This window comes from Streptomyces sp. NPDC107517, from assembly GCF_055582645.1.
This window is the reverse complement of record NZ_JBVJPM010000001.1, coordinates 651,995-677,040: the sequence shown is the minus strand read 5'-3', so window position 1 is coordinate 677,040 and position 25,046 is coordinate 651,995. Positions and strand designations below refer to the sequence as shown.

19 protein-coding genes are annotated in these 25,046 nt (G+C 70.5%); 5 read left to right on the top strand and 14 right to left on the bottom strand.

Annotated elements, in window-relative coordinates; all coding sequences use genetic code 11:
• Positions 1-42: 42 nt before the first annotated feature.
• The gene (gene sucC, locus ACZ67T_RS02895; protein ID WP_469981192.1) at positions 43-1,173 is read right to left on the bottom strand and encodes an ADP-forming succinate--CoA ligase subunit beta; all 1,131 of its coding nucleotides are present in this window, start codon (positions 1,171-1,173) and stop codon (positions 43-45) included.
• Positions 1,174-1,317: 144 nt separating this feature from the next.
• Here sucC and ACZ67T_RS02890 point away from each other — a divergent pair, with 144 nt between their 5' ends.
• The 5 genes from ACZ67T_RS02890 to ACZ67T_RS02870 all read left to right on the top strand — a co-directional run bounded on the left by ACZ67T_RS02890 (position 1,318) and on the right by ACZ67T_RS02870 (position 9,305).
• Positions 1,318-3,000 carry a thiamine pyrophosphate-binding protein gene (locus ACZ67T_RS02890; protein WP_469981191.1) on the top strand — a complete coding sequence of 561 codons (1,683 nt, stop codon included), beginning with the start codon at positions 1,318-1,320 and terminating at the stop codon, positions 2,998-3,000.
• Positions 3,001-3,011: 11 nt separating this feature from the next.
• Positions 3,012-4,244: a formyl-CoA transferase gene (frc, locus tag ACZ67T_RS02885; protein WP_469981190.1), complete on the top strand. Its 1,233-nt coding sequence runs from the start codon at positions 3,012-3,014 to the stop codon at positions 4,242-4,244.
• Positions 4,245-4,247: 3 nt separating this feature from the next.
• The gene (locus tag ACZ67T_RS02880) at positions 4,248-6,401 is read left to right on the top strand and encodes an acetate--CoA ligase family protein (RefSeq protein WP_469981189.1); all 2,154 of its coding nucleotides are present in this window, start codon (positions 4,248-4,250) and stop codon (positions 6,399-6,401) included.
• 122 nt (positions 6,402-6,523) lie between these two features.
• Positions 6,524-7,909, top strand: coding sequence for an OFA family MFS transporter (locus ACZ67T_RS02875; RefSeq protein ID WP_469981188.1), 1,386 nt, complete (start codon positions 6,524-6,526; stop codon positions 7,907-7,909).
• A 1-nt stretch (position 7,910) separates the two neighbouring features.
• A complete protein-coding gene (locus ACZ67T_RS02870; protein ID WP_469981187.1) occupies positions 7,911-9,305 on the top strand; it encodes an OFA family MFS transporter in 1,395 nt (464 codons plus the stop codon).
• A gap of 85 nt (positions 9,306-9,390) precedes the next feature.
• On the opposite strand, the gene ACZ67T_RS02865 is transcribed toward ACZ67T_RS02870, so the two are convergent.
• From ACZ67T_RS02865 to ACZ67T_RS02805, 13 genes are all read right to left on the bottom strand, one after another.
• The gene (locus tag ACZ67T_RS02865) at positions 9,391-10,548 is read right to left on the bottom strand and encodes a sugar phosphate isomerase/epimerase family protein (protein WP_469981186.1); all 1,158 of its coding nucleotides are present in this window, start codon (positions 10,546-10,548) and stop codon (positions 9,391-9,393) included.
• 52 nt (positions 10,549-10,600) lie between these two features.
• Entirely contained in the window at positions 10,601-12,025 is a 1,425-nt protein-coding gene (locus ACZ67T_RS02860; RefSeq protein ID WP_469981185.1) for a nucleotide pyrophosphatase/phosphodiesterase family protein, read from the bottom strand.
• The gene (eboE, locus tag ACZ67T_RS02855) at positions 12,022-13,191 is read right to left on the bottom strand and encodes a metabolite traffic protein EboE (RefSeq protein WP_469981184.1); all 1,170 of its coding nucleotides are present in this window, start codon (positions 13,189-13,191) and stop codon (positions 12,022-12,024) included. The genes ACZ67T_RS02860 and eboE overlap by 4 nt, the downstream gene beginning before the upstream one ends.
• Before the next feature lie 3 nt (positions 13,192-13,194).
• Positions 13,195-14,043, bottom strand: a complete 849-nt coding sequence (locus ACZ67T_RS02850; protein ID WP_469981183.1) for a TatD family hydrolase — start codon at positions 14,041-14,043, stop codon at positions 13,195-13,197.
• Positions 14,043-14,690: an EboA domain-containing protein gene (locus ACZ67T_RS02845; protein WP_469981182.1), complete on the bottom strand. Its 648-nt coding sequence runs from the start codon at positions 14,688-14,690 to the stop codon at positions 14,043-14,045. Before ACZ67T_RS02845 ends, ACZ67T_RS02850 begins: the two co-directional genes overlap by 1 nt.
• Positions 14,687-15,538: a sugar phosphate isomerase/epimerase family protein gene (locus tag ACZ67T_RS02840; RefSeq protein ID WP_469981181.1), complete on the bottom strand. Its 852-nt coding sequence runs from the start codon at positions 15,536-15,538 to the stop codon at positions 14,687-14,689. The genes ACZ67T_RS02845 and ACZ67T_RS02840 overlap by 4 nt, the downstream gene beginning before the upstream one ends.
• On the bottom strand, positions 15,535-16,443 hold the full coding sequence (locus ACZ67T_RS02835; protein WP_469981180.1) for an SCO3242 family prenyltransferase: 909 nt from the start codon (positions 16,441-16,443) through the stop codon (positions 15,535-15,537). The genes ACZ67T_RS02840 and ACZ67T_RS02835 overlap by 4 nt, the downstream gene beginning before the upstream one ends.
• Complete coding sequence (locus tag ACZ67T_RS02830) at positions 16,440-17,558, bottom strand: inositol-3-phosphate synthase (RefSeq protein WP_469981179.1); 1,119 nt, start codon at positions 17,556-17,558, stop codon at positions 16,440-16,442. Before ACZ67T_RS02830 ends, ACZ67T_RS02835 begins: the two co-directional genes overlap by 4 nt.
• Positions 17,559-17,654: 96 nt before the next feature.
• Complete coding sequence (locus ACZ67T_RS02825; RefSeq protein ID WP_469981178.1) at positions 17,655-19,013, bottom strand: ThuA domain-containing protein; 1,359 nt, start codon at positions 19,011-19,013, stop codon at positions 17,655-17,657.
• 15 nt (positions 19,014-19,028) lie between these two features.
• The gene (locus ACZ67T_RS02820) at positions 19,029-21,482 is read right to left on the bottom strand and encodes a PQQ-dependent sugar dehydrogenase (RefSeq protein WP_469981177.1); all 2,454 of its coding nucleotides are present in this window, start codon (positions 21,480-21,482) and stop codon (positions 19,029-19,031) included.
• Between the two features lie 217 nt (positions 21,483-21,699).
• Complete coding sequence (locus ACZ67T_RS02815) at positions 21,700-22,704, bottom strand: sugar phosphate isomerase/epimerase family protein (RefSeq protein WP_469981176.1); 1,005 nt, start codon at positions 22,702-22,704, stop codon at positions 21,700-21,702.
• Positions 22,705-22,717: 13 nt separating this feature from the next.
• A complete protein-coding gene (locus ACZ67T_RS02810; protein WP_469981175.1) occupies positions 22,718-23,929 on the bottom strand; it encodes a Gfo/Idh/MocA family protein in 1,212 nt (403 codons plus the stop codon).
• Positions 23,930-23,983: 54 nt separating this feature from the next.
• Positions 23,984-25,027 (bottom strand): substrate-binding domain-containing protein, encoded by a 1,044-nt coding sequence (locus ACZ67T_RS02805; RefSeq protein ID WP_469981174.1) that lies wholly within the window; start codon positions 25,025-25,027, stop codon positions 23,984-23,986.
• Positions 25,028-25,046 lie beyond the last annotated feature (19 nt).

Below are 25,046 nucleotides of genomic sequence, written 5' to 3'. Positions count from 1 at the left end.
TCCCGCTCTCCTTGGTGAGGTGGATCGCCATGTCCCGGCTCCTTAGCCCGCGTTGGCGAGTTCGGCGGCCCGGCGCGCGGCGCCGTCCATGGTGGTGGCCTGTTCGACGAGGGGGTGGGCGCGGCCGTCGAGGATGGCGCGGCCCTGTACGGCGCTGTTCCCGTCGAGCCGGACGACGAGCGGTTTGGTCAGCCGTACGGACTCCAGGGCCTGGACGATGCCGTCGGCGACGGCGTCACAGGCGGTGATGCCGCCGAAGACGTTCACGAAGACGGACTTCACCGCCGGGTCGGAGAGGATGACGGAGAGGCCGTCGGCCATGATCTGCGCGGAGGCGCCGCCGCCGATGTCGAGGAAGTTGGCGGGCCGGGCACCGCAGCCCGCGACCACGTCGAGTGTCGACATGACGAGCCCCGCGCCGTTGCCGATGATGCCGACCTCGCCGTCGAGCCGCACATAGTTGAGGCCCTTGGCCGCGGCGGCCGCTTCGAGGGCGTCGTCGTGGGCGGACTCCTGGGTGCCCCAACGCTCCTGGCGGAAGCGGGCGTTGTCGTCGAGGGTGACCTTGCCGTCGAGGGCGAGGATCTGGCCCCCGCTCGTACGCACGAGGGGGTTCACCTCGACGAGTACGGCGTCCTCGCGGGTCAGGACGTCCCAGAGGCGGACCAGTACGTCGACGGTCCGGTCGGGGAGGCCGGCGGCCTCGGCGATCTGTGCCGCCTTCGCCGTGGTGACGCCCTCGGCCGGGTCGATCGGGATGCGGGCCACGGCCTCGGGCCGGGTCGCCGCGACCTCCTCGATGTCCATGCCGCCCTCCGCGGAGGCGATGGCGAGGAAGCGTCCGGCCGCGCGGTCGAGGACGTAGGAGACGTAGAACTCGCTCTCTATGTCGACCGGTTGGGCCAGCATCACCTTGCCGACGGTGTGGCCCTTGATGTCCATGCCGAGGATCTGGCGTGCCGTCAGTTCGGCGGCGGGCGGGTCGGCGGCGAGTTTGACGCCGCCCGCCTTGCCGCGGCCCCCGGTCTTCACCTGTGCCTTGACGACGACGCGGCCGCCCAGCCTGCGCGCGATCTCGCGGGCCTCCTTGGGCGAGTGCGTGACCTCGGCCTTCGGCACCAAGATGCCGTGTTCTTCGAAGAGTTCCCTTGCCTGGTGCTCGTACAGGTCCATCTCGGCTCCTGCCGTAAAAGTGCCGCACGCCCCCTGGACACCACCCACCGGATGCGGGATAACAAGCTTCATACAGTATTCGTCGACTGTATGCAATGTACTGCGACAGCGCACGACTCCCCTACGAAGGGACAGGACTTCGCCATGCCCGACGACAGCCAGGAACTCATCTCCGGTGGTCATCTGGTCGCCAAGGCGCTCAAGGCAGAAGGTGTGGAGGTCATCTACACCCTGTGCGGCGGCCACATCATCGACATCTACGACGGCTGCGTCGACGAAGGCATTGAAGTCGTCGACGTCCGTCACGAGCAGGTCGCCGCCCACGCGGCGGACGGGTACGCGCGCATCACCGGCAAGCCCGGCTGCGCCGTCGTCACCGCGGGCCCGGGCACCACCGACGCCGTCACCGGTGTCGCGAACGCGTTCCGCGCGGAGTCACCCATGCTCCTCATCGGCGGCCAGGGCGCGCACACCCAGCACAAGATGGGCTCGCTCCAGGACCTGCCGCACGTCGACATGATGACGCCCATCACCAAGTTCGCCGCGACCGTGCCGGACACCGCGCGCGCCGCCGACATGGTGTCGATGGCGTTCCGCGAGTGCTACCACGGCGCCCCCGGCCCGTCGTTCCTGGAGATCCCGCGCGATGTCCTCGACGCCAAGGTGCCGGTGGACAAGGCCCGCGTACCCCGGGCCGGCCAGTACCGGGCCTCGACCCGCTCGGCCGGTGACCCCGAGGCGATCGAGAAGCTCGCCGACCTCCTCGTGCACGCCGAGAAGCCGGCGATCCTGCTCGGCAGCCAGGTGTGGACGACCCGCGCGACCGAGGACGCCATCGAACTCGTCCGCGCCCTCAACGTGCCCGCGTACATGAACGGCGCGGGCCGCGGCACCCTGCCGCCCGGCGACCCGCACCACTTCCAGCTCTCGCGCCGCTACGCCTTCTCGAACGCCGACCTCATCATCATCGTCGGCACACCCTTCGACTTCCGCATGGGCTACGGCAAGCGCCTCTCCCCCGACGCGACCGTCGTGCAGATCGACCTCGACTACCGCACGGTCGGCAAGAACCGCGACATCGACCTCGGCATCGTCGGCGACGCGGGCCTCGTCCTGAAGTCGGTCACCGAGGCCGCCTCCGGACGGCTCAACGGCGGGGGCGCCAGGCGCAAGGAGTGGCTCGACGAGCTGCGGGCCGCCGAGCAGACCGCCATCGAGAAGCGGCTGCCGAGCCTTCGCTCCGACGCCTCTCCCATCCACCCGTACCGTCTGGTCAGCGAGATCAACGACTTCCTCACCGAGGACTCGATCTACATCGGGGACGGCGGCGACATCGTCACCTTCTCCGGGCAGGTCGTGCAGCCCAAGTCGCCCGGCCACTGGATGGACCCGGGGCCGCTGGGCACCCTCGGCGTCGGCATCCCCTTCGTCCTCGCCGCCAAGCAGGCGCGGCCCGACAAGGAGGTCGTCGCGCTCTTCGGCGACGGGGCGTTCTCGCTGACGGGCTGGGACTTCGAGACCCTCGTCCGCTACAACCTGCCCTTCGTCGGGATCGTCGGCAACAACTCGTCGATGAACCAGATCCGTTACGGCCAGAAGGCCAAGTACGGCGACGAGCGCGAGCGCGTCGGCAACACGCTCGGCGACGTCCACTACGACAAGTTCGCCCAGATGCTGGGCGGTTACGGCGAAGAGGTCCGCGACCCCGCCGACATCGCGCCCGCCCTGCAGCGGGCCCGCGAGTCCGGGAAGCCCTCGCTGATCAACGTGTGGGTCGACCCGGACGCGTACGCCCCCGGAACCATGAACCAGACCATGTACAAGTGAGGAGCCCTGCCATGACCACCAAGGCTCTTGAGGGCGTCCGTGTCCTCGACATGACCCATGTGCAGTCCGGGCCCTCCGCGACCCAGCTCCTCGCCTGGCTCGGCGCGGACGTGGTGAAGCTGGAGGCGCCGACCGGGGACATCACGCGCAAGCAGCTGCGCGACCTGCCGGACGTCGACTCGCTCTACTTCACGATGCTCAACTGCAACAAGCGGAGCATCACCCTCAACACGAAGACGGAACGCGGCAAGGAGCTCCTCACCGAGCTGATCCGGCGCTCCGACGTCATGGTCGAGAACTTCGGCCCGGGCGCCGTCGACCGGATGGGCTTCACGTGGGAGCGCATCCAGGAGATCAACCCGCGCATCGTCTACGCCTCCATCAAGGGCTTCGGCGACGGCCCGTACACCAACTTCAAGGCGTACGAGGTCGTGGCGCAGGCCATGGGCGGCTCGATGGCGACGACCGGATTCGAGGACGGGCCGCCGCTGGCCACCGGCGCGCAGATCGGCGACTCCGGCACCGGCATCCACGCCGTCGCCGGCATCCTCGCGGCGCTGTTCCAGCGCGAGAACACCGGGCGCGGCCAGCGCGTGAACGTCGCCATGCAGCACGCGGTGCTCAACCTGTGCCGGGTCAAGCTGCGTGACCAACAGCGGCTGACACACGGTCCGTTGGCCGAGTACCCGAACGAGGACTTCGGGAGCGAGGTGCCGCGCTCGGGCAACGCGTCCGGCGGCGGACAGCCCGGGTGGGCGGTCAAGTGCGCCCCCGGCGGCCCGAACGACTACGTGTACGTCATCGTGCAGCCCGTCGGCTGGCAGCCGCTGAGCGAGCTGATCGGGCGGCCCGAGCTGGCCGGCGACCCCGAGTGGGCGACGCCCGAGGCGCGTCTGCCCAAGCTCAACAAGATGTTCCAGCTCATCGAGGAGTGGTCCTCGACCCTGCCCAAGTGGGAGGTGCTCGAGCGGCTCAACGCGCACAACATCCCGTGCGGGCCGATCCTCTCCACCAAGGAGATCATCGAGGACGAGTCGCTCGTCGCGAACGAGATGGTCGTCGAGGTGGCCCACCCGGAGCGCGGCACGTTCACCACGGTCGGCTCCCCCCTCAAGCTCTCCGACTCCCCCGTGGAAGTGGTCAGTTCACCCCTGCTCGGCGAGCACAACGCCGAGGTGTTCGTCGGGGAACTGGGGCTCGGGGACGAGGAACTGCGCCTGCTCAAGTCGAACGGAGTGATCTGATTGATGGCCGAGGACCGTGAGCTCACGGTACGGGCGCTGCTCGCATCCGTGCGCGCGGAGGGCCGCAGCGCTCTCACCGCCCCCGAGGGCAAGGTGATCGCCGACGCGTACGGGATCTCCGTGCCCGGCGAGGAGCTGGCGACGGACGTGGACGAGGCGGTCGCGTACGCGGCGCGCTTCGGCGGACCCGTCGTGATGAAGATCGTCTCCCCCGACATCCTGCACAAGACGGACGCGGGCGGCGTGATCGTCGGGGTGGAGGGCGCGGCCGACGTACGGGCCGCCTTCTGCAAGATCGTGGAGAACGCGCGGGCCTACGCGCCGGACGCCCGGATCGAGGGCGTGCAGGTGCAGGAGCTGCTGCCGACCGGGCCCTCCTCCCAGGAGGTGATCGTCGGGGCCGTCACCGATCCGACGTTCGGGAAGGTCGTCGCGTTCGGGCTCGGCGGTGTGCTGGTCGAGGTGCTCAAGGACGTGACGTTCCGGCTCGCGCCGGTCGGCGCGGACGAGGCCGTGTCCATGCTGGACTCGATCCGGGCGGCCGAGGTGCTGCGCGGAGTGCGCGGCGCGCAGCCGGTCGACCGGTGGGCGCTGGCCGAGCAGATCCGCCGGGTGTCCCAACTGGTCACCGACTTCCCGGAGATCGCCGAGGTCGACCTCAACCCGGTGATCGCGACGCCGGAGGGCGCGGTCGCCGCCGACATCCGGGTGATCCTCGCCGACGGGGCGCCCAAGCAGCGGCCTACGTACGCGCGCGAGGAGATCCTCCGGTCGATGCGCCGGCTGATGCAGCCGCGCTCGGTCGCGGTGATCGGCGCGTCCAACGAGCAGGGCAAGATCGGCAATTCGGTCATGCGCAACCTGATCGACGGGGGTTTCTCCGGGGAGATCCATCCGGTGAACCCCAAGGCCGATGACATCCTGGGCCGCAAGGCGTACAAGAGTGTCACGGACGTCCCGGGTGAGGTGGATGTGGCGGTCTTCGCGATCCCCGCCAAGTTCGTGGCCTCGGCCCTCGAAGAGGTGGGACGCAAGGGGATCCCGAACGCGGTCCTGATCCCCTCCGGGTTCGCCGAGACCGGTGAACAGGCCCTCCAGGACGAGATCGTGACGATCGGCGAGCGGCACGGGGTACGCCTGCTCGGGCCGAACATCTACGGCTACTACTCGACGTGGCAGGACCTGTGCGCCACGTTCTGCACACCGTACGACGTGAAGGGCGGGGTGGCGCTGACCTCGCAGTCCGGGGGCATCGGCATGGCGATCCTCGGCTTCGCGCGCACGACGAAGACCGGTGTCTCCGCGATCGTCGGGCTCGGCAACAAGTCGGACCTCGACGAGGACGACCTGCTCACCTGGTTCGGCGAGGACCCCAACACCCAGTGCATCGCGATGCACCTGGAGGACCTGAAGGACGGGCGGGCCTTCGTGGAGGCCGCGCGGGCGACGGTGCCGAAGAAGCCCGTCGTGGTCCTCAAGGCGGGGCGCACCAGCGCGGGCGCGAAAGCGGCCGGTTCGCACACGGGAGCCCTCGCGGGCGACGACGCGGTGTACGACGACATCCTCAGGCAGGCCGGCGTCATCAGGGCGCCGGGCCTCAACGAGATGCTCGAGTACGCGCGGGCGCTGCCCGTGCTTCCGACGCCCAAGGGCGACAACGTCGTCATCATCACCGGCGCGGGCGGCTCGGGTGTGCTGCTCTCGGACGCCATCGTCGACAACGGCCTGTCCCTGATGGAGATCCCGGAGGATCTGGACGCCGCGTTCAAGGCCTTCATCCCGCCCTTCGGCGCCGCGGGCAACCCGATCGACATCACGGGCGGTGAGCCGCCGTCGACGTACGAGGCGACCATCAGGCTCGGCCTGGAGGACCCGCGGATCCACTCCCTCGTCCTCGGCTACTGGCACACGATCGTCACCCCGCCGATGGTCTTCGCGGAGCTGACGGCACGGGTGGTCGAGGAATTCCGCGCGCGGGGCATCGAGAAGCCCGTAGTGGCGTCGCTCGCGGGCGACGTCGAGGTCGAGGAGGCCTGCCAGTACCTCTACGAGCGCGGGGTCGTGGCGTACCCGTACACGACCGAGAAGCCGGTGGCGGCACTCGGTGCGAAGTACCGGTGGGCCCGTGCGGCGGGGCTGTTGGGGGGCGGTTCATGAGGTGACCGGACTGGGGGCCGGCCGGCGGTGCGCGCAGGCCGGCCCCGGGACCCATGCGCACGCGAAAGGAATTTGGACAGGGGGCGCTGGCCAGATCTTTCGACGCAAGGGGATCGACCGTCATGACCGCAACCGAGCTATCAACCTCCGTCCCCTACAGGGAGGTGACGGACGCCAACGGCCGGGTATTCCGGGTTGGCGAGACCGATATCGACATCATGGGCCGCAAGCGCAAGTGGATGGTGATCCTGCCCTGGGTGGGCATGATGGGGATCTCCTCCGCCGAGTACGCGTTCGCGTCCGCCGAGGACACTCTTCACACCGCGCACGATTGGAACAGCGCGCACATCTTCTGGATGATGACGGTCTGGGTGTTCTTCCAGGCCGCTGTGGCCTTCCCCGCGGGCAGGCTGCGTGAGAGCGGCAGACTGCCGGCCCGCTGGGCGATGATGATCGGCGCGTCGGGCACGCTGCTTGGCTACCTCTCACTGGCCTTCGCGCCGCACGTCGTCTTCGCCTACATCGGCTTCAGCGTGTTCAGCGGCATGGGCGCGGGCATGGTGTACGCCACCTGCGTCAACATGGTGGGCAAGTGGTACCCGGAGCGAAGGGGCGGCAAGACCGGCTTCGTCAACGGCGGCTTCGCGTACGGTTCGGTGCCGTTCGTCTTCCTCTTCACCGGCTTCATGGACCTGACCAACTTCCGCTGGGTGCTGGTCTCGGTGGGTGTCCTCCTGGCCACGATGGTCGCGGTCGCCGGTTCCTTCTTCAAGGACCCGCCGAAGAACTGGTGGCCCGCGAACATCGACCCGCTCAATCCGCCGAAGGACCCGCGCGCCCGCCGTTCCCTGCAGAAGAACCCGCCGGCCGTCAAGCAGTACACGCCTCTGGAGGCGTGGAGGACCGGCCGGGTGGCGCTGATGTGGTTCTGTCTGGCCTGCACCTCGGGCGTGAACATCTTCGGCATCGCCTTCCAGGTGGACATCGGCAACGAGGCGGGCTTCGCCGGCGGAATCGTGGCCACGGCGATGTCGCTCAAGGCGATCGTCAACGGCACCGGGCGCGGTGTCATCGGCTGGCTCTCCGACCGGTACGGCCGCAAGCAGTGCCTGTTGGCCGTCTGCCTCATCCTGGGCCTGGCCCAGTTCGGCATCATCTGGTCGGCCGAGACCAAGGTTCTGCCGCTGTTCCTCATCTTCTCCGCGATCTCCGGCTTCGGCGGCGGCGCCATCTTCCCGATGTTCGCGGCACTCACCGCCGACTACTTCGGCGAGAACAACAACGCGTCCAACTACGGCATGGTCTACAGCTCCAAACTCGTCTCCGGCCTCGGCGCCGGCATGGGATCCGTGGTCGTCGGCGCCTGGGGGCACTCCGGTGCATTCATCCTGGCGGGCTGCATCTCGATCTTCGCCGGCTTCGTCGCGCTCTTCCTGTCGCCACCCGGCAGGCGCACATCCCGTGGCATCCGACCCAACCCGCAACCGCTCGGTGAGGAGATGGCTTGATATGACGGCGGAGCCCATCGCCGCAGGCAACTCAGCGACGACCACTGGTAGCAAGTACCGAGAAATCACCGACGAGAACGGCCGCGTCTATCGCCTCGGCGAGACGGACCGCGACATCCTCGGCCATTCCCGTAAGTTCATGGTGTATCTGCCATGGGTCGCGATGATGGCCATCAGCGTCTCCGAGTACGCGTACGGTTCGGCGGAGGACACCCTGTCCAGCGCACATGGCTGGACGCAGTCGAACACCTTCTGGATCCTGAGCGTCTGGGTGTTCTTCCAGGCGGGCATCGCCTTCCCCGCGGGATGGATGCGGGAGAAGGGCATCCTGTCCGCGAAGCGAGCCATGATGACCGGCTCGTTCCTGTGCATGCTGGGCTTTCTCGCCCTGTCCCATCTGAGCAACGTGTGGCTGGCGATCCTCGGATTCGGCGTCATCGGCGGGCTGGGCTCCGGCCTCGTCTACTCGACCTGCATCAACATGGTCGGCAAATGGTTCCCGGAGCGAAAAGGCGGCAGGACAGGCTTCGTCAACGGCGGCTTCGCCTACGGCTCCCTGCCGTTCATCTTCATCTTCAACTACGCGTTCGACACGTCCAACTACCACCGGGTCCTCGACATGATCGGCGCCTACGTCCTGGTCGTGGTGCTGGTCTGCGCCTTCTACTTCAGGGACCCGCCGAAGAACTGGTGGCCGCACGACATCGACCCGCTCGCCACCTCCGGCACGGGCAAGAGCGCGAGGTCTCTCGCCAAGAACCCGCCCGCGGTGCGCCAGTACACGCCCAAGGAGGCCATCAGGACCGGCATGCTGCCGATCATGTGGTTCAGCCTGGTCCTGACGGCCGGCGTGTCGATCTTCGGCATCTCGTTCCAGGTGGACTTCGCCAAGCAGGTCGGCTTCGGTCCGCTGGTCGCGGCGTCCTCGATGGGCGTCATGGCCGTCATCAACGGAGTCGGCCGTGCCGTCGTGGGCTGGATGTCGGACCTCTGGGGCCGAAAGCTCAGCCTCGTGCTCGTGATCGTCGTGCTCGGGCTCGCCCAGTTCGGCGTGATCTGGGCGGGCGACATCAAGAGTGAGTGGCTGTTCCTCGTCTTCGCTTTCCTGTCCGGCTTCGGCGGCGGCGCGTTCTACCCGATGTTCGCGGCGCTGACCCCGGACTACTTCGGGGAGAACTACAACGCCACCAACTACGGGCTCGTCTACAGCGGCAAACTCATCAGCGGCCTGTTCGGCGGCGGCCTCGGCTCGATGGTGGTCGCCGCGTGGGGCTACAACGGGGCGTACGCGCTGGCCGGCGGGATATCGATGGTGGCCGCGGCCTTCGCGCTGCTGCTGCGGCAGCCCGGCCGGGAGAAGGCGGCTCCGACCCTGAAGGGAGTCATCGGCGCATAGAGGGAGTTCACCCGCAGAGGGAGTTCACCCGCTGAGTGGGGCCCGGCCGGACGGCCGGGCCCCACTCATTTCTGCCGTGCCGGCGTCAGCGCTTCCTGCGCAGCCCCGCCAGGTTGTCGTAGCCGATCTTCGCGTACTTCAGGGACTGGCCGAGGTCGGTGTCGCTGGGCGCGTTGTCCTGCTCGACCATCGGGTTGTGGTAGTTCATCGCCCCGACGCGGGTGAAGAACCTCTCGTAGTCGATGACTCCGGTGCCGAACGGCACCATGTCGTAGCCCATGCCGTTCGTCGTGTTGACCGTGCCGTCCTTGGCGTGGAACAGCGGGTAGCGCTTGTTGTTGCGGCGTACGAGCGCCGCCGGGTCGAAGACGTTCTCCTGCTGGGAGCCGTCGTGGGCGGTGTAGGTGTGGAACTTGTACTGGGCCACGTGTGCCCAGAAGATGTCCATCTCCAGCCAGACCGTCTTCGGGTCGGTCACCGTGAGGAAGTACTCCAGCTTGCGGATGCCGGAGCTGCGGGTCGGCTTGCCCTGCGCGTCGAGGGGCCCGCCGTCGAGCAGGAAGCCGTACGCCGCGTCGTGGTTGTGCGTGTACAGCTTGAGTCCCGCACTGTGGGCGATCTTGCCGAGCGCGTTCCACTTGTCGGCGGCGACGTCCCAGTCGGACCGGTAGGCGCTGCCGGTGGGGTCGCCACCGGTGCCCATGTGGTCCATGCCGAGGATGTTGGCTATCTCCAGGTGCTTCTTGAACGTGTCGAGGTCGGGCTGGCTGAGCGGCCACGACCCCGGGATGAAGCCGTGGTTGCCCTGGGCGCGCAGGCCGTACTCGTCGAGCCAGGAGCGCATCAGCTTGGCGCCCTCGACGGTTTCGAGGTTGGCGCCGCCGGGCGCGTTGGCGTGCTGGCCGTAGCCGGCGAACTCGACCTGCTTGTAGCCGTATCGGGCCAGCTCCTTGAAGACCTCGCGGAACCCGGACGGCAGGTTGGAGGCGAGCGGGTCCCTGCCCGTGGCGTCGCGCACGGTGTAGAGGATGATGCCGCGCCTGGACGCCGGGACGAGGGCGTGGCCGCCGCCCCCGCCGCCGTTGTGCGCGCTCTGGGCGAGGGCGGGCGAAGCGCCGAAGACGGGTGCGGCGACGGCGGCGGCCCCCGCGGCGGTGCAGGTGCTCAGAAAGCGGCGGCGGCTGACGCCGAGAGCGCGGCGCAGGGCGTCGCCGGGTCCGGATTCATCGTTGAACGCGGTCACGGTCTCTCTCTTTCTCGGGTGGGTGCGGGGCGTGTGCGGATGCGCACCGGGCTCATGCGAGACCGGCCAGGTCGAGCAACAGCGATTTCACGTCGGTGGCCGCGACACGGCCGGTGACGGCGCGGGGGGTGGAACACAGGATGAGCGGACCGTCGGGGCTGTCGTCGCTCAAGGGGAGGCGGCCGTGGCTGCCGCGGATGGGTGAGGGATCGAGGGGCACGACCGCCATGCGGTAGCGCATGCCGAGCTTCTTGCGGGCCAGGGCGCCGGCGGCCTTCACCTTGACGTAGGGGTCCTGGGGGTCCATGAACAGCTCGACGGGGTCGTAGCCGGGCTTGCGGTGGATCTCGACGAGCTGCGCGAAGTCGGGCGCACGGTCGTCGTCGAGCCAGTAGTAGTACGTGAACCAGGCGTCGGGTTCGGCGATGGCGACGAGTTCCCCGGAGCGGGGGTGGTCGAGGTGGTGGGCCTTCTTGCCCTCGTCGTCGAGGAGTTGCTCGATCCCGGGCACGTCCTTCAGCGCCTCGCGGACCATGTCGAGGTCCTCCGGGCGGCGCACGTAGATGTGCGCGAGCTGGTGGTCGGCGACCGCGAACGCCCGGGACGTCATCGGGTCGAGGTACTCCATGCCGTCCTGCGTGTGCACTTCGAGGAGTCCGGCGCGGCGCAGGACGCGGTTGATGTCGACGGGCCGCTCGACACGGGTGATGCCGTACTCGGAGAGGGCCACGACGGTGCGGCCCTCGGCCTTCGCGTCGTCGAGGAGCGGCGCGAGGGTGGCGTCGAGTTCGGCGGCGGCCCGGTGCGAGCGCGGGTCGTCGGGGCCGAAGCGCTGGAGGTCGTAGTCGAGATGGGGGACGTAGGCCAGCGCCAGGTCGGGACGGCGGGTGGCCATGATGTGGCGGGTCGCGTCGACGATCCACCGGCTGGAGACGAGGTCGGCCCCCGGGCCCCAGAAGTGGAAGAGAGGGAACGTGCCGAGTTTCTCGGTGAGTTCGTCGTGCAGGGCCGGCGGCCGGGTGTAGCAGTCGGGTTCCTTGCGGCCGTCGGCGTAGTACACGGGCCGGGGGGTGACGGTGATGTCGGTGTCGGCACCCATGGCGTACCACCAGCAGATGTTGGCGACCGTGTACCCGGGGTGGCTGCGGCGGGCCGCGTCCCAGAGCTTGTCGCCGGCGACGAGTCCGTTGTGCTGGCGCCACAGGAGTACGTCGCCCAGCTCGCGGAAGTACCAGCCGTTGGCGACGATGCCGTGCTCGGACGGCATGGTGCCGGTGAGGAACGTCGACTGGGCGGCGCAGGTGACGGCGGGCAGGACCGTGCCGAGGTGGGCCTGCGACCCCGTCCGGCCGAGGGCCTTGAGGTGAGGCATGTGGTCGAGGAGGCGCGGGGTGAGACCCACGACGTCCAGGACGAGCAGCGGGTTCGGGCTCACGTCCGGACGCTCGACTGCGGTGTCCTTAGGGGCAGTTGTCATGGGAGTTCCTTCAGGCCGAGGTCCGTCAGGAGGTCGCGGGCCAGTGTGAGCTCGGCGGCGATACCGTCCGCGAGCTGGGTGCGGGCGCGGGGGCGCAGCTCGGGCGGGAGCGCCTGCCAGGTGTACGTCTCGACCTCCAGGTGACGGGTGAGCGGATGCGCGCCGCCGACCAGACGCGTGAGCGTGTCCTTGAGCACCGGGAGCGTGGAGGTGAGGGGGGCGGCGGGTGCGGCGTGCAGCGGTACGTGGAAGTGGGCGCGCCAGGGCGCGGTGTCGGGGAGCGCGCCGCCGGCGAGCGCCTCGCCGAGGTCGTCGGTGCCGCGCAGCCCCGCGGGGGTGAGGGTGCGGGTCTGGTGGAGGAAGCGGGGTTCGTCGAACGCGGCGAGCGCCTCGCGGACCTCGGCCCTTTCGGGGTGCTCGGCGTGCAGGGCCGCGGAGAGCTGGGACTTGACGACGGGAATCCCGGCGGCGGCGAGGGCGTGGAGCGCGGTGGCCGGGTCCTCGAAGGACGTGGCGAGGTGGCAGGTGTCGACGCAGACGCCGATGCGGTCGCGGGCCACGGCCGTGAGCGGGGCGATGGCGTCGCCGGTCGTCTCGACGGTGCAGCCCGGCTCGGGTTCGAGGCCGACGCGGATGGAGCGGCCGGTCAGCTCCTCCAGGGCGTCGAGCCGCTCGGCGAGGGTGGTGAGCGACGCGTACGCGATGTCCCTGCGCGCCGGGTCGTAGCCGGTGCGCCAGGCGAGGGGCAGCGTGGAGATGGTGCCCTCGGTGATGTCGGAGGGGAGCAGCGCGGCGAGGAGCCGGGCCAGGTCGGCGGTGTGCGCGAGCCGCTCCGGATCGGCCCAGTCCGGCTTGTACACGCGGTACTTGACCTCTTCGGCGCCGAACCCCTCGTACGGGAAGCCGTTGAGGGTGACGACCTCGAGGCCGCGCCGGTCGAGTTCGGTGCGCAGGCCGCGCAGGGCGACGGGGTCGGTGGTGAGGGCGCGCGCGGCGTCCTTGGCCAGCCACAGGCCGATGCCGAGCCGGTCGCGGCCGAGGCGCTTGCGGACGGGTTCGCAGTGGTCGCGCAGCTGGGTCAGCACGCCGTCGAGGGTCTCGGCGGGGTGGACGTTGGTGCAGTACGCGAGGTGGACCGTGGACCCGTCGGGGTGGCGGAAGCGCATCGCTCACGCCCCGCCGCGCAGGATGGAGTTCCCCTCGTGGGTGGCGTCGGTCCCGGCGACGTCGAGGTCGAGCCGGCCGCTGAGGCCGTAGAACGCGACGGGGTTGCGCCACAGGACGCGGTCCACGTCGTCCTCGGTGAAGCCGGCCTTCAGCATCGCGTCGGCGACCTTGCGGGTCTTGAGGGGGTCGCTCTTGCCCCAGTCCGCGGCCGAGTTGACCAGAACCTGCTCGGGTCCGTACTCGGTGAGGATCGCGACCATCCGCTCCTCGTCCATCTTGGTGTCGGGATAGACGGAGAACCCGAGCCAGCAGCCCGCGTCCTTGGCCTCCTTCACCGTGGTCTCGTTGAGGTGGTCGATCAGCACCCGGTCGAGGGGCAGGTCCGACTCGCGTACGACGTCCAGGGTGCGGCGCAGTCCGGCGAGCTTGTCGCGGTGCGGGGTGTGCACGAGCGCGGGGAGTTCGTGGTCGGCGGCGAGCTGGAGCTGCGCGGTGAGCGCGGTGTCCTCGGCGGGGGTCATGGAGTCGTAGCCGATCTCGCCCACGGCGACGACGTTGTCCTTGACGAGGTAGCGCGGCAGCGCGTCGAGGACGGGTGCGCAACGCGGGTCGTTCGCCTCCTTGGGGTTGAGGGCGAGTGTGCAGTGGTGGGCGATCCCGTACTGCGCGGCGCGGAAGGGCTCCCAGCCGAGGAGCGCGTCGAAGTAGTCGAAGAACGAGGCGGGCGAGGTGCGGGGCTGGCCGAGCCAGAAGGACGGCTCGACGATCGCCCGTACGCCGGCCGCGTACATGGCCTCGTAGTCGTCGGTGGTACGCGACGTCATGTGGATGTGCGGGTCGAAGATGCGCATCAGGACTCCTCGGCCTTGTGGGGAGGGGGCACGACCAGGGGGGTCAGGGCCAGCACGCGGTGCAGGTCGTCGGGGACGGGGCGGCCCGCGGCGGTGCGCTCGTTCGCGTAGTCGCCGAGCATGCGGGCGAGTTCGGCGTCTCCGCGCGCCCGTTCGGCGAGCTCGGCGACGGCGGACACCGGCACGCCGGTGAACAGACACTTCAGGACGGCGTGCCGCCAGTGGTGCGCGGTGAGGTGCTCGGCGGCGTAGGGGCCGACGGCGGCGGCGACGAGCCGGGTGTCGTTCGTGCGCAGCGCGTCCTCGACGAGGGGCAGCGCCTCGGGCCCTGGCACGAGGTGGGGCAGGGCCGCGAGGACGGCACGGCGTTCGGCGGCGGCGCCCTGTTCGTAGAGGCGGGTGAGGGTGGCGGTGTCGGCGCGGGCCGCGTGCAGGAGGACGATGCGGGCACTGTCGGCGTGCTCGGCGCCACAGCGGCGTCCCGCTTCGGCGAACCTCAACTCCCATGCGGCCGACGCTTGTTGATCGCCCCCGTCGTCAGCGGCGGCCACCGCCGCGGCCTTGTCGAGCCAGCTGCGGGCGGCTTCGCCGAGGGAGGCGTCGGTGCGGGCACGGAGGGCCGCGATGCCCGGAGACGCGTCGGTCATCGGGTGCCTCCTCTGGCGGCGGCGCGCAGGAACCGCAGGGAGTCCGCGGCGAGTTGGGGCCCCGCGTGCGAGTGGCGGGGCAGTTCCACGACCGTCAGTCCCTGGTAGCCGGTGGCCTCGAGGGCTTCGAGCACCGGCGGGAAGTCGATCTCGCCCTCGCCGAACGGAAGGTGTTCGTGGACACCGCGCCGCATGTCCTCGATCTGTACGTGCTTCAGCCAGGGGGCGGCCTCACGCACGCAGTCGGCGGGCGGCAGCGGCTCGAGGCACTGGCAGTGCCCGATGTCCAGGGTCAGGCCGAGGGCTTCCGGGCCGCCGAACTCCTCACGGAGGTAGTGGAAGTCGGCGAGTGAGCCCAGGAGGTGGCCGGGCTCGGGCTCGATGGCGAGCGGGACTCCGGCGGCGCCGGCCGCGTCGAGGACGGGGGCGAGCGCGTCGGCGAGCCGCTTCCACGCCGTGCCGTCGTCCGTGCCGTCCGGGGTGATGCCGCTGAAGCAGTGCACGGCGTGGGCGCCGAGGTCGGCGGCGACCTGCACGGCCCTGATGAGGAGCCGGGTGCGGGCGGCCCTCGCGTCCGGGTCGGGATCGAGGAGCGAGGGGCCGTGCTTGCGGCGCGGGTCGAGGACGTAGCGGGCGCCGGTCTCGACGGTGACGGTCAGGCCGTGCCGGTCGAGGGCGCGGGCCACCTGCCGGGTGCGGGTGGGCAGGTCCGGGACCAGGGGGTCCAGGTGCATGTGGTCGAGGGTGAGGCCGACGCCGTCGTATCCCAGGTCGGCGAGGACGGCGAGGGCGTCCTCCAGGCGCAGGTCGGTGAGGCCGTTCGTGCCGTATCCCCAGCGGATGGTCATGTGACGCTCACCTTCGGTGCGATGCGCCGCGCGAGCGGCGCGAGGGCGGCGGTGATCAGAGCGGTCCTGGGGGCGCCGGCCCTGGCCGCGAGGACGGCCTGGAGGGGGATCATGGCGCGGATGCCACCGCCCACCGCACGCTGGGTCAGGGGCGGCGAGGGGTTGAGGGCGGCGTGGAAATAAGGGCGGGCCGCGGTGGCCGCGTAGGCGGCGGCCAGGGCGACGGTGGTGGTCCCCGACAGGCCGGGGGCGGCTGCTACCCGCCGGCCTGCCGGGAGTCGTGGGGCGCGCCCGGTGATCCGGGTCAGCGCGAGGGTCGCGGCGAGCGCGCCCAGGGGGGCTTTGATGTCGCCGCCCTGGGTTTCGTTGCGGGACACCGCGGTGACGGCGAGCGTGTGGGCGGCCAGCGTCGTGGCCGCGGGCAGTGCCGTGCGAGGGAGTCGGCCCGAGGTCGCCGCCGCGCCCAGCAGCACGTCGAGCCCTCTCGCCGCGGCCATCGCCACGGGTCCCGCCGGAGTCTTCTTCAGGCCCAGGTCGTACGCCCACACCGTCGCCGCGAGCGTGCCCGCGGCCAGGGCGGCGGGACGGCCCGCCCGGGTCGCGAGGGCCAGGCCCGCGGCGGTGAGGCCGCCCGCTGCCGCGAGGGCCGCTGCGGGGCGGATTCGCCCTGACGGCAGCGGGCGGTGCGGGCGGTCCACGGCGTCCTCGGCGCGGTCCGCCCAGTCGTTGAGGGCCATGCCCGCCTCGTAGAGGCACAGGGACGACCCGATGGCGAGGAAGGCGCCCCGGCCGGGGCGCAGGCCCACCGCCGACGCGCCCGCGAGGGCATCGCCGGGGACGGTGAACAGAGCGGGCAGACGCAGGAGCTCGACCCAGGCACGCAGGTGCTGTGCGCGGCCGGTCACCGCAGGCGTCCGGCGAGGCCGACCAGCGTCGCGTACTGCTCGGCGAGCGCCGGGGACGCGTCGCCGTCGGGGTCCTTGAAGTAGAAGCCGAGCTCCGGCAGGGGCCCCTCGACGCCCTGCTCGTGGGCGCGCAGGAGAAGGCGGGCCAGGTCGAGGACGAGGGGGGCGGCGAGCGCCGAGTCGCAGCCCTGCCAGATCGTCTGGAGGATCATGCGGGAGCCGAGGAACCCGTCGAAGGCGATGTGGTCCCAGGCGGTCTTCCAGTCCCCGAGCGCGGGCACGTCGTCGATGTGGACCTCGCCCTCGGGCGCGGCCCCGAGCGTGTCGGCGAGGACGCGCTCCTTGCCCGCGTTCTTCGCCGCCGCGGCGCCGGGGTCGGCGAGCGCGGCACCGTCGCCGCCGCCGAGGAGGTTGGTGCCGGACCAGGCCCGCACGGACAGGGAGCGCTGGAGGAACATCGGCGCGAGCACGGACCGCAGGAGGGTCTGCCCGGTCTTGCCGTCACGGCCCGCGTAAGGAAGGCCGCAGGTGGCGGCGAGTTCGGCGAGCGCGGGGTGGTGCAGGCCGGTGGAGGGGGTGAAGTTGACGTACGGGCAGCCCGCGCGCAGGGCGGCCGCCGCGTAGAGGGAGCTGGCGGGCAGCCTGCTGCTGTCGGGGGCGGGTTCCGTGGACGCCACGTTCACGACGACGGTGCCGGCGAGTGAGCCGCGGTCGGCGAAGTCACGGATGTCGGCGGCGAAGTCGGCGATGAGTTCGTCGTCGGATCGGGAGTCCCCCGGCTGGGGGCCGCCGGGGCGTATCTCGCGGTCGGCGGCGGCGAGTTCGGCGCCGACCGCGGCCGGCAGGCCGTGCGGCAGGACGCCTCCGGCGGCGAGGTGCTCGGCGCGCTTGGGCAGCGGGCAGTCGACGGTGTCGTGTCCGCCGAAGACGAGCGACGACAACGTTGGCAGTCCGGCGCCCGCGAAGGGTTCGGTCTCGGTGACCATGCCGGTCGGGGGGTGCAGGCCCGCGCCGACGGCGGCGCAGCCCGCGACCGCGGTGGTGGCGACGGAGCCACGGGCCCCGATGAGCCAGACTCCGAAGCGGGCGGTGGGGGAAGTGGGTTCGGCGGACATGGGCAGCCTCCTTGTCGTACGCGAACCAGGAGCCGGAGTTGCGGTGGTGGTGCCGGGACGGCGGGCGGGGGTCCGGCGTCCCCCGCCCGCCGTCGTCTAGTGGCCGGACCCGGCGCCCGGCTTCGCGGGCAGGTCCTTGACGCGGATGTCACGGAAGGACACCTGGTCGTCGTTGCCGTGGTTCTGGATCCCGACGTACCCGTCGCGCAGGCTCCGGGCGGGGTCGGTGTTGGTGAAGTCGTTGACCTTCACGCCGTTGAGCCAGATCCGCAGGTGCTCGCCCTCGACCCGGATCTCGTACGTGTTCCACTCCCCCGGCGGGTTCAGCGCACGGTCGCGCTTCTTCACGTCGGCGGACTGGAAGCTGTAGACGGACCCGGTGGTGCGGTCGGGTGCGTCGGTCGCGTCGATCTGGACCTCGTAGCCGTTGTTCACGGCCGACCAGGGGTCGTCGGACTCCGGGAAGCCCACGAAGACACCGGAGTTGTCGTCCCCGGCCATCTTCCAGTCGAGCTTCAGGGAGTACGAGCCGAGCGGGCGGCCCGCGTACCAGAGCATTCCCATGCCGCCGGCCGAGGTGAGCGTGCCGTCGTCCGAGAGCTCGAAGGAGCCGGGTCCGGCCTGCTTCCAGTCGTTGAGCGACTCGGCGGTCCCGTCGAACAGGGACGTGTAGCCGCTCTCGGGCCGGCAGTCGGCCTGCGCGGCACCGCTCGCCCAGCGGATCCCGCCGAGCAGATGCTGCCGGAAGGCCGGGTCGGCGTACGACTCCTTGGTGTGGCCGCCGCCGGTGTAGAAGGAGCGGCCGCCCCGGTAGTTCTGGCACCAGGAGATGGGGTGGTCGCCCGCCATGGTGCCGCCGGTGTACGAGGACTCGTCGAGCGAGGCGAGGACGTGGGCGTGCTCACGCGGGTTGGTGCGGTAGTTGTACCACTCGTCGGTGCGGTTCCACGTCGGGGCGAGGTGGGCGGTGGCCGGGTTGCCCCGGTCCTCGACCTTGACCGTGGCGGGCTGGATCGCCGGGTGGTTCTGGAAGTAGGCGCCGGCGAGCCCGCCGTAGAACGGCCAGTCGTACTCGGTGTCGGCGGCCGCGTGGACGCCGACGTAGCCGCCGCCCTTCGCGATGTAGTGCTCGAAGGCCTTCTGCTGGTCGGCGCCGAGCACGTCGCCGGTGGTGGAGAGGAAGACGACGGCGTCGTAGCGGCGCAGGTTGGCGTCGGTGAACGCGCCGGCGTCCTCGGTGGCGTCGACGGCGAAGCCGTTGGCGGCGCCCAGGTCCTGCACGGCGGCGATCCCCTCGGGGATCGAGTCGTGGCGGAAGCCCGCGGTCTTGGAGAAGACCAGGACCCGGCCCCCCGCCCCCGCGTCCCCCGGTGAGGAGGACGCGGGAGCGGAGACACCGCCGATGAGCAGGGCGGCGGCGGAGGCCGCGAGCGCGATACGGGTGGAGGTGCGCACAGTCCTGCTCCTTCCTCAGCCGGTGGTGAAGGTGAAGTCGTCCACGTCGAAGAGGGCGTCGGTGCCTGCACCCTTGAAGACCAGGAAGAGCGTCGTGGTCTTGTCGGGCGCCCGGCTGATGGTGCCGGTGACGTCCTTGTACGTCTCCCAGGACCCGGTGGGTTCGACCTTGGCGCTGCCGAGGAGGCGTCCGGTGGCGGAGCCGCTGCGGATCTCCAGCGTGCCGCCGCTGCCGGCGGACGCGACGCTCGCGGTGAACGACTTGACGTTGCTCAGGACGTACGGCTTGAAGGAGATCCAGTCGCCGTTGTTGATGTCGCCGACGGTCTTGCCGCCCTCCGCCGGGGTGTGGGCGGTGATGCTGACGCCCTTGGAGTCGCCGTAGTGCTCGGCCTGGCGGTGCTTCTGCTGCGTGACGTTCTGGTCGTGAGTGGTCAGCGCGGGCTGGCCGTTCGCGCCCTTGTCGGTGTACTCGGCGTCGAAGACCCCGAAGATGTTGGCGTTCGGGTCGTGCTCGCTGTCCGCGGAGGTCTTGATGGTGCCCGAGCAGCCGTTGGCCGAGGTGATCGGGTGGCCGTGACTGTCGTGGCCGAGGATGTGCGTGACCTTGACCTTGGAGCAGTCGATGGTCCCGTCCTCGGGGTCGGTGACCTTCACCTTGAAGGGCACCTCGTCACCGAAGGTGAACAGCTGGCCGTCCGCCGGGAGTTCGAGGGTCACCTTGGGCGCGGTGTTGCCGACGACGACGTGGGCGTCGGCGCTGCCGGTGCGGCCCGTCGCGTCCTTGGCGGTGACGGTCGCGGTGTAGGTGCCGTTCTTCTTGTACGTGTGGCTGGGCGCTGCGCCCGTGCCGGTGGTGCCGTCGCCGAAGTTCCAGGAGTACGTCAGCGCGTCGCTGTCGGCGTCGGTCGCGGTCGAGGAGAAGCGGGCCTTGAGCGGGGCCTGGCCCGAGGTCTTGTCGACCTTGGCGTCGACGACGGGCGAGTGGCCGTCGGTCGCGTTCTCGATGCGGTAGAGGCCGGAGTGCTCGTCGCCGCCGAACCAGGACAGGCCGTAGTCCAGGACGTACAGGGCGCCGTCCGGTCCGAAGGCCATGTCCATCACCTGCGTGCCGGTCCACGGGAAGGGGTTGATCGAGGTGACCTTGCCGTCCCCGTCCTGCTCGATCCGCTTGATCCACTGGCGGCCGAACTCACCGGCGAAGAAGTCGCCGTCGTAGGCCTCGGGGAACTTCACGGGCGAGGTGTTCGCCGCGTCGTAGCGGTAGACCGGGCCGCCCATCGGGGACTCCGAGCCGGTGCCGAACTCGGGCACGGAGCCGCCGTCGTAGGGGATCCAGGCCGGCTGGGCGGGCGGCAGGTCGACGAGGCCCGTGTTGTGCGGCGAGGTGTTCTTCGGCGCGGCGCAGTCGAAGGCGGCGCCGGACGTCTTGGTGGCGAAGTCGTAGTCGATGTACGCGTCGTTGTTGCCCGTGCAGTACGGCCAGCCGAAGTTGCCGGCCTTGGTGATGCGGTTGAACTCGACCTGGCCCGCGGGGCCGCGCTTCGGGTCGGCGGTGCCGGCGTCGGGGCCGTAGTCACCGACGTAGACGATGCCGGTCGGCTTGTCGACGCTGATCCGGAACGGGTTGCGGAAGCCCATCGCGTAGATCTCGGGGCGGGTCTTGTCCGTGCCCGGGGCGAAGAGGTTGCCGTCGGGTATGGAGTACGTGCCGTCTTCGTTGACCTTGATGCGCAGGACCTTGCCGCGCAGGTCGTTGCTGTTGCCGGCCGAACGCCGGGCGTCGTAGGCCGGGTTGCGGGTGGGCTGCTCGTCGATCGGCGTGTAGCCGTCGGAGGAGAAGGGGTTGGAGTCGTCGCCCGTCGACAGGTAGAGGTTGCCGTCCTTGTCGAAGTCGATGTCGCCGCCCACGTGGCAGCAGATGCCGCGCGAGGTGGGGATCTCCAGGATCTTCTTCTCGCTGGCGTTGTCGAGCGTGCCGTCCGCGTTGAGCACGAAGCGCGAGAGCTGGTTGTGGCCGTCGAAGGGCTTGAAGTCCGCGGCCGTGCCGTCGTTCGGGGCGTCGCCCGCGGGGGTGTCGAGCGGCGGCGCGTAGTAGAGGTAGATGAAGTGGTTGTCGCTGAACTTCGGGTCCACGCCGACGCCTTGGAGGCCCTCTTCGTCGTGGGAGTAGACGTCGAGCTTGCCGGCGACCTTGGTGGTGCCGTTCTCGTCGGTCAGGCGCAGGACGCCGTCGGGCGAGGTGTGCAGGACCTTGCGGTCCGGCAGGACGGCGAGCGACATGGGCTCGCCGACCTCTTCGGCGCCCTTGGCGAGGGTCACCTGCTGGAAGTCCTCCGCGGCGGCCGCGGCGTCGGGGGCGGGCGCCGCGCCGGCGTGCGGGGCGCCGATCGCGAATGAGGCTCCGGCGAGAAGTGAGCCGGTGAGGAGTGCGAGTGCCTTGCGGAATCTCGGGCGTTTCCTGTGCACGGAGTTCCTCCGGAAAAGGGCGTGCGTACGGACGGGAGCGTGTCGCGCATGCGCTTGGGGCGGGTGCGATCGGTACGCCGGGATGCGCCGTCACCCCGGAACTGTGCGTGTCCTGTACAACATTGGACCGTAGCCACGTTTGTCCGGGACGGAAAGCCCTTGCACAGCAAAGGCGTTGACTTTCTCTCCGCGCAGGACAAACGTGGCCGGCCGGCCGCTAGTCGGAGCCGCCGAAGGCCGCGTCGAAGGACGCCGTGGGCGGCTCGAAGTCGAACGCCTTGAGGTGCTTGAGCGCCTCCGGGGCACCCTGGAGCCGGTCCATGCCGGCGTCCTCCCACTCGACCGAGACGGGCCCCTCGTAGTCGATGGACCGCAGCATCCGGAAGACGTCCTCCCAGGGCACGTCGCCGTGGCCCGCGGAGACGAAGTCCCAGCCGCGGCGCGGGTCGCCCCAGGGCAGGTGCGAGCCGAGGCGGCCGTTGCGGCCGTCCAGTCGGCGCCTGGCCTCCTTGCAGTCGACGTGGTAGATCCGGTCACGGAAGTCCCACAGGAAGCCGACCGGGTCGAGGTCCTGCCACACGAAGTGGCTGGGGTCGAAGTTCAGGCCGAAGGCGGCCCGGTGGTCGACGGCGTCGAGGGCGCGCTGCGTGGTCCAGTAGTCGTACGCGATCTCCGACGGGTGGACCTCGTGCGCGAACAGGACGCCGTTCTCGTCGAAGACGTCGAGGATGGGGTTCCAGCGGTCGGCGAAGTCCTGGTAGCCGCGCTCGATCATCGACTCGGGCGCGGGCGGGAACATGGCGACCAGATGCCAGATGGACGAGCCGGTGAAGCCGATGACGGTGTCGACGCCGAACGCCGCCGCGGCCCGCGCGGTGTCCTGCATCTCGGTCGCGGCCCGCCGCCGTACGCCCTCGGCCTCGCCGTCGCCCCAGATGCGGGCCGGCAGGATCGCCCGGTGGCGCTCGTCGATGATCGCGTCGCACACCGCCTGCCCCACCAGGTGGTTGGAGATGGCCCAGCATTTGAGGCCGTACTTGTCGAGCAGGGCGCGGCGCGAGTCGAGGTAGCCGGGGTCCGCGAGGGCCTTGTCGACCTCGAAGTGGTCGCCCCAGCAGGCGAGTTCGAGGCCGTCGTACCCGAAGTCGCGGGCCAGCCTGCACACCTCTTCGAGCGGCAGGTCGGCCCACTGTCCGGTGAACAGGGTGAACTGGCGTGGCATGAGCCGTGCCTCCTCAGACCGGGATGGGGGTGTAGACGGAGTTCTTGAGCGCGCTCTCCTCCACCGCGGCGAGCACGCGCTGCACGCGCAGGCCCTCGGCGAAGGAGGGTTCGGGCTGGTGGCCGGACGCGATGGCGTGGACCAGATCGCGGGCCTGGTGCACGAAGGTGTGCTCGTAGCCGAGGCCGTGGCCCGGCGGCCACCAGGCCTCCAGGTAGGGGTGGCCGGGCTCGGTGACGAGGATGCGGCGGAAGCCCGCGCTGACCCCGGGTTCGGTGTGGTCGTGGAACGACAGCTCGTTGAGGCGCTCCAGGTCGAAGGCCAGCGAGCCCTTCTCTCCGTTGAGCTCGATGCGCAGGGCGTTCTTGCGGCCGGAGGCGAAGCGCGTCGCCTCGAAGGAGCCGAGCGCGCCGGAGGCGAAGCGGGCCGTGAAGAGCGCCGCGTCGTCGACCGTCACCGGGCCGCGCCCGGTCCCGGCGTCGCCCGCCGCGAGCCCGGCCGACGCCCCCACGGTGTCCCTGAGGACCGGTCGTTCCCGTACGAACGTCTCGGTGAGCGCGGAGACGCCGACGAGGGACTCACCCGCCAGGTACTGCGCGAGGTCGACGGCGTGCGCGCCCAGGTCGCCCAGGGCGCCCGAGCCCGCGTACTCCTTCTTCAGCCGCCAGGTGAGCGGGAAGTCGGGGTCGACGAGCCAGTCCTGGAGGTAGGAGACGCGCACGTGGCGCAGGGCGCCGATGCGGCCCTCCTCGACCATGCGACGGGCGAGCGCGGTGGCGGGCAGGCGCCGGTAGTTGAAGCCGGCCATAGCCAACTGGCCGCGTGCGCGGGCCCGTTCGGCCGCCTCGACCATCACCTCGGCCTCCTCGACCGTGTTGGCGAGCGGCTTCTCGCACAGGACGTGCTTGCCCGCCTCCAGGGCGGCGACGGCGATCTCCGCATGGCTGTCGCCCGGGGTGCAGATGTCGACCACGTCGACGTCCTCGCGGGCGATCAGCGCCCGCCAGTCCGTCTCGGCCGCGCCCCAGCCGAGCCGGTCGGCCGCGGCGCGCACGGCCTGCCCGTCCCGGCCGCAGACGGCCGCGAGGACCGGCCGCAGCGGCAGGTCGAAGACCCGGCCCACGGTGCGCCAGCCCTGGGAGTGGGCGGCGCCCATGAAGGCGTAGCCGACCATGCCGACACCCAGGGGACGCGGTCCGGCCCCGGGCTCCTCAGTCGTGCCCATGCAGTAGTCCTCCTCGTCGACTCCGGTCCCGCGAGATGCGCTGTGGGGCATCCATCACTTGAAGCCGGTCGGCATGTACTGCGCGACGTTGTCCTTGTCGACGACCGCCGAGAAGAGCGTCACGTGGGCCGGGATCTCGAACTCGGCCATGCCGCTGACGCCCTTGCCCTGGCCGAGGGCGCGCGCGAGGTCGATCGCGGAGGCGGCCATGGTCGGCGGGTAGAGGACGGTCGCCTTGAGGACGCTGTTGCCCGCCTCGATGGCCTGCATGGCGGAGAGCGCTCCGGCGCCGCCGACCATCAGGAAGTCGTCGCGGCCGGCCTGCTTGATGGCGCGCAGGGCGCCGACGCCCTGGTCGTCGTCGTGGTTCCACAGGGCGTCGAAGTTCTTCTGCGCCTGGAGGAGCTGCGACATCTTCGACTGGCCCGACTCGACGGTGAACTCGGCGGCCTGGCGGGCGACCTTCTTGATGTTCGGGAAGTTCTTCAGGGCGTCGTCGAAGCCCTGGGTGCGCTGCTTGGTGAGCTCCAGGTTGTCGAGGCCCGCGAGCTCGACGACCTTGGCGTTCTTCTTGTCCTTGAGCTGCTCGCCGATGTAGTTGCCGGCACTCAGGCCCATGCCGTAGTTGTCGCCGCCGATCCAGCAGCGGTACGCCTGCGGGGTGTTGAAGATCCGGTCGAGGTTGACGACGGGGATGCCGGCGCGCATCGCCTTCAGGCCGACCTGGGTGAGGGCCTTGCCGTCGGCCGGCAGGATCACCAGGACGTCGACCTTCTTGTTGATGAGCGTCTCGACCTGCCCGATCTGCGCGGCGGTGTCGTTGGAGCCCTCCGTCGCCTCCAGGGTGACGTCGGAGTACTTCTTGGCGCGCTCGGTGGCGTTGTCGTTGATCGCGTTCAGCCAGCCGTGGTCGGCCTGCGGGCCCGCGAACCCGATGGTGACGTGCTTGCCCGGCTTGTCGTCCGCGGCGGGCTTGTCGTTCGCCGCGGGCTTCGCGTCCTTGGGCTCGTTGCTCGTGCAGGCGGTGAGCAGTCCGCCCGTGGTGACGGCGGCTGCCGCCCCGAAGAGCAGTCCTCTGCGGCTCGTGGTCTCTGGCATGTCGGTGGGCCCTTCCCGA